The 3,369-nt window shown below is 49.7% G+C and carries 4 protein-coding genes; 3 read left to right on the top strand and 1 reads right to left on the bottom strand.

Annotation, left to right across the window (positions count from 1 at the left end):
• A partial coding sequence (locus EKA13_RS26475) for a transposase (protein WP_141685661.1) occupies positions 1-178 on the top strand: 178 nt, incomplete at its 5' end.
• Between the two features lie 142 nt (positions 179-320).
• Here the strand turns inward: EKA13_RS26475 and EKA13_RS26470 are convergent.
• Positions 321-569 (bottom strand): helix-turn-helix domain-containing protein, encoded by a 249-nt coding sequence (locus EKA13_RS26470; RefSeq protein WP_083199927.1) that lies wholly within the window; start codon positions 567-569, stop codon positions 321-323.
• 668 nt (positions 570-1,237) lie between these two features.
• Between EKA13_RS26470 and EKA13_RS26460 the strand changes: the two genes are divergently transcribed.
• Both EKA13_RS26460 and EKA13_RS29050 read left to right on the top strand, forming a co-directional pair.
• On the top strand, positions 1,238-2,629 hold the full coding sequence (locus EKA13_RS26460) for a DEAD/DEAH box helicase (RefSeq protein ID WP_083199926.1): 1,392 nt from the start codon (positions 1,238-1,240) through the stop codon (positions 2,627-2,629).
• A gap of 54 nt (positions 2,630-2,683) precedes the next feature.
• Positions 2,684-2,980 carry an antitoxin Xre/MbcA/ParS toxin-binding domain-containing protein gene (locus EKA13_RS29050; RefSeq protein WP_083199925.1) on the top strand — a complete coding sequence of 99 codons (297 nt, stop codon included), beginning with the start codon at positions 2,684-2,686 and terminating at the stop codon, positions 2,978-2,980.
• The last annotated feature ends 389 nt before the right edge of the window (positions 2,981-3,369 follow it).

Raw genomic sequence — 3,369 nt, 5'->3', positions numbered from 1 at the left:
CGCTGAGAGCATCCTTGCCTACTTCGACCGGCCAGGAACCAGCAACGGTCCAACAGAAGCTATCAACGGGCGACTTGAGCACTTACGAGGTACCGCCTTGGGCTTTAGAAATTTAACCAATTACATAGCCAGGTGCTTGCTGAAGTCAGGAGGGTTTAGAAATCAGCTACACCCTTAAATGCGAAGAGCCAGTTTACTACTGAAGAGACTGAGTCATTCAGCAAGGCGAAGGCACTAATTACAAAAAACTATTCAGCCGGATAGAATAGAAGCAACACCTACACTTACCTTTTTACGTGAGCAGAGAAATCTGCTCATTCTTACAACAGTATCTCTGAGTTCTGAATGCCACAGTAAAGCACTGGCAGAAGATCATGCGGACGGCATTTCAGATTTCCAGCAAGTCGGTAAAGCTTCTCAACAGTAAGATTTACCTCACCCCTTTCAATCCTACCAATGTAGCTGCGATCCATACTACAAGCGAGTGCTAGAGCATCTTGGGACAGCCCAATCAACACTCTCTGCTCTCGGATATTTTGCCCCAGAGACCTAGCTATCTCCTGCCGCATAACCGCCTCGTCGTACACAAGGCGAAACTATCGGTCGTTTACTGATCATCGCGCTACGGATTATAATCCGCATTTCGTGCCGTTTTACCAATCCTGGGTGCTTGTATGAAACCCGTGACATTTAAGCTAGACAGGCGCCTCTACGCCCTGCTCCAGGATGGAGATCTACAACGCTTCACAATCCGACAGCTTCGAGATGCATATGCGAGCCATAGCGGCTGTGCAGGACTCTCTGCGGCCGAGCTATGGCGATACGTTTACGACCAGGTAACACGATTGAGGCGCGTGGGCTGGGTCCGACTGGATGCTGTGAAGCGCCGTCGCGGTCAGGTCTACTGTGTAGACACAGTCCCAGACTCATTGAACCTTGAACTGGTGGATGGCCATGGCAGACCCACAGAACCAGCCTTGACGGACCAGAAAAACGAGCTTTCAGCTGAATCATCCACCTCAAAGCCACTGCTACGGCTCCAGGAGCTAGCGAAAGAGATACGTCTAGACATGCTCAGCTCCGTTGGAGAAGCGGAGCGTTATAAGCAGCTAATAGTCGAAATGCCTCAGCTCAAGGCTCAGGTGGAGGATGACTATCTGGCTGCTAGAGATAGATCCTCGCGCTTACTCGGTCACTTACGCGCAGTAGAAAAGACGTTGAAATTATTGGTAAAAGCATGACAAAGCTCCGTACATGGCAACGCCAGTGCATTGATGCGGCCCTTCACACCTACCAGGCTTCACCACACTTCTTCTGCCAAGCCACGCCAGGTGCTGGCAAAAGTCGAATGGCAGCAGAGCTTGCTAGGCGATTGATCTCACAAGATGCAATTGATTTCGTACTTTGCTTTGGTCCCTCCTGCCAAATAGTTACGGGACTGGCCAATACTTTCTCCAAGGTTTTGGGTAGACCCTTTGATGGCCGCATAGGAGCGATTGGCACTGCAATTACCTATCAGGCTATGGAATACCAAAGCGGTTCATTTTGGAAGCTTTTAGATGACTTCAGGGTATTCGCCGTCTTTGACGAAATTCATCATTGCTCCGGAGGTGAACAGTATCTTGGTAACTCTTGGGGGCAGACAATTCTTCAACGCATTCAAGACCGCGCCGCATACACGCTGGCACTTTCAGGCACACCCTGGCGATCAGATGAACATGCCATCGCTTTAGCTCGGTATTCGAGCCCAGAAGGTCGGCTAATCTGCGATTACCTATACGGAATAAAAGAATCCATCAATGATGGCGTATGCCGCTCACCAAGGATTGCGCTTATGGAAGTGAACGGTATTCGAGTAGAGACTATTACTGAGAGACAGGCATCAACCTCTGAGTACTCCAGCATTGCAGAAATCTTGAGTGATTCACCTATAACGTTCGAAGACCTCGTTTCTCATGATGAAGTAGTAAAAGAAGTTCTTTACCTTGGGTGCAGCCGACTACACAGCCTTATTCCAGATGACCCTCATGCTGGCGGCCTCATAATTGCATCAAGCATAAATCATGCTTATCAAGTGTCAGCTGCACTTAGAAACATGGGTGAAGAATGTCGTGTAGTAACGAATCGTACACCAGACGCCCAATTAGTCATCGATGAGTTTCGTAGAGGGGCCGGCCGCTGGATCGTTGCAGTTGGTATGATTAGTGAGGGCACAGACATACCAAGACTACGAGTTTGCTGCTATCTCAGCCGAATTAGAACTGAACTCCATTATCGACAGGTGCTCGGTCGCGTACTACGACGCACAGGTGCTTTAGATGATAACGCTTGGCTATACGTCCTAGCTGAGCCATCACTGCTGAATTTCTCATACCGGATTGCTTCGGATCTACCTGATGACCATGCCGTAATTGAATTAATTGCACCCTTCAATACGAACACAAGTGAGCCAACGACTATAGATAAACCTTGTATGTTAATTCAGGGCACAGCTGATGAGAGCATTGCCATTCACGCCTCGAAAGCCGAGCCTGGCGAGTTATTAAACAGCTCTGACTTCGAAAGTTATCGCTCCCACCGTATTGAACTAACATCAAGCCTCAGAACTGAAGTATTATCAATTTACTGATCAATCTCCTAACGTCCAAAATACTCACCAAGTCTCCCCCTGCATGCCTCTCGGATGCAGAATCAAACCTTCACAGGAGGGTTGAGATTGATACCCAATCGATTAATACCGTGCATTTCAAGGCCAACCGGATGCTGGAGTACCTCTCATCATTGCTTTCTAGCAAGGTTCGACAGTGTCCTAGGCCAAGCTCGCCAGGTACTGGGTAGCGCTGCGCTTGCGGACTCATGGATCATTACGCCCGCCTTCGGACTAAGGTATGCCTCTCCCTGTAGCCTGCTAAATGATCAGTCAGGACTCTCAGCGGTCACTGATCTCCTGCTCCGAATCGAATATGGGGTTTACACATAACTCTCCTGGCTACCTCACACCCTCATCAAGCAATAGCTGCTTCCAAACGTGCTAAAGCCTGCGCCGCAGCGTCATGAGCCCCGTGCGTTGGGGCTGGTCAGCCTTAGCAATCTCAGCCCCCGCGCCCCGCCCGAGCACCACCCAGCTGGTGAAAATGGATTCTGCCAGCCCCACAACGCGGGGCTAGCGTTGACAGGAAAACCACTGTATAAGTAGCCAGGTTGACAATCAACAAAACCCAACCCTGAAGGAGCACCAATGCCGTCCACGCACCTCAAGTCGGTCCCCCTCGTATTGGGCGTGATGATTGTCGGCTCTTCGCATTTAAGGGTGTAGAAAAAATCTGACCGGCTGGAAAAGGAGTCGAGGATCTTAGAAAATGTAAGCTC

It is taken from the genome of Pseudomonas defluvii (genome assembly GCF_001695625.1).
GTDB classification, from domain to species: domain Bacteria; phylum Pseudomonadota; class Gammaproteobacteria; order Pseudomonadales; family Pseudomonadaceae; genus Aquipseudomonas; species Aquipseudomonas defluvii.
The sequence above is the reverse complement of the archived record's forward strand: the minus strand, read 5'-3'. Positions and strand labels throughout refer to the sequence as shown.

Bases quoted from the DNA above. Each gene is read 5' to 3' on its own strand.
- EKA13_RS26470 (WP_083199927.1), bottom strand. From the start codon at position 569: ATGCGGCAGGAGATAGCTAGGTCTCTGGGGCAAAATATCCGAGAGCAG.
- EKA13_RS26460 (WP_083199926.1), top strand. From the start codon at position 1,238: ATGACAAAGCTCCGTACATGGCAACGCCAGTGCATTGATGCGGCCCTT.
- EKA13_RS29050 (WP_083199925.1), top strand. From the start codon at position 2,684: ATGCAGAATCAAACCTTCACAGGAGGGTTGAGATTGATACCCAATCGA.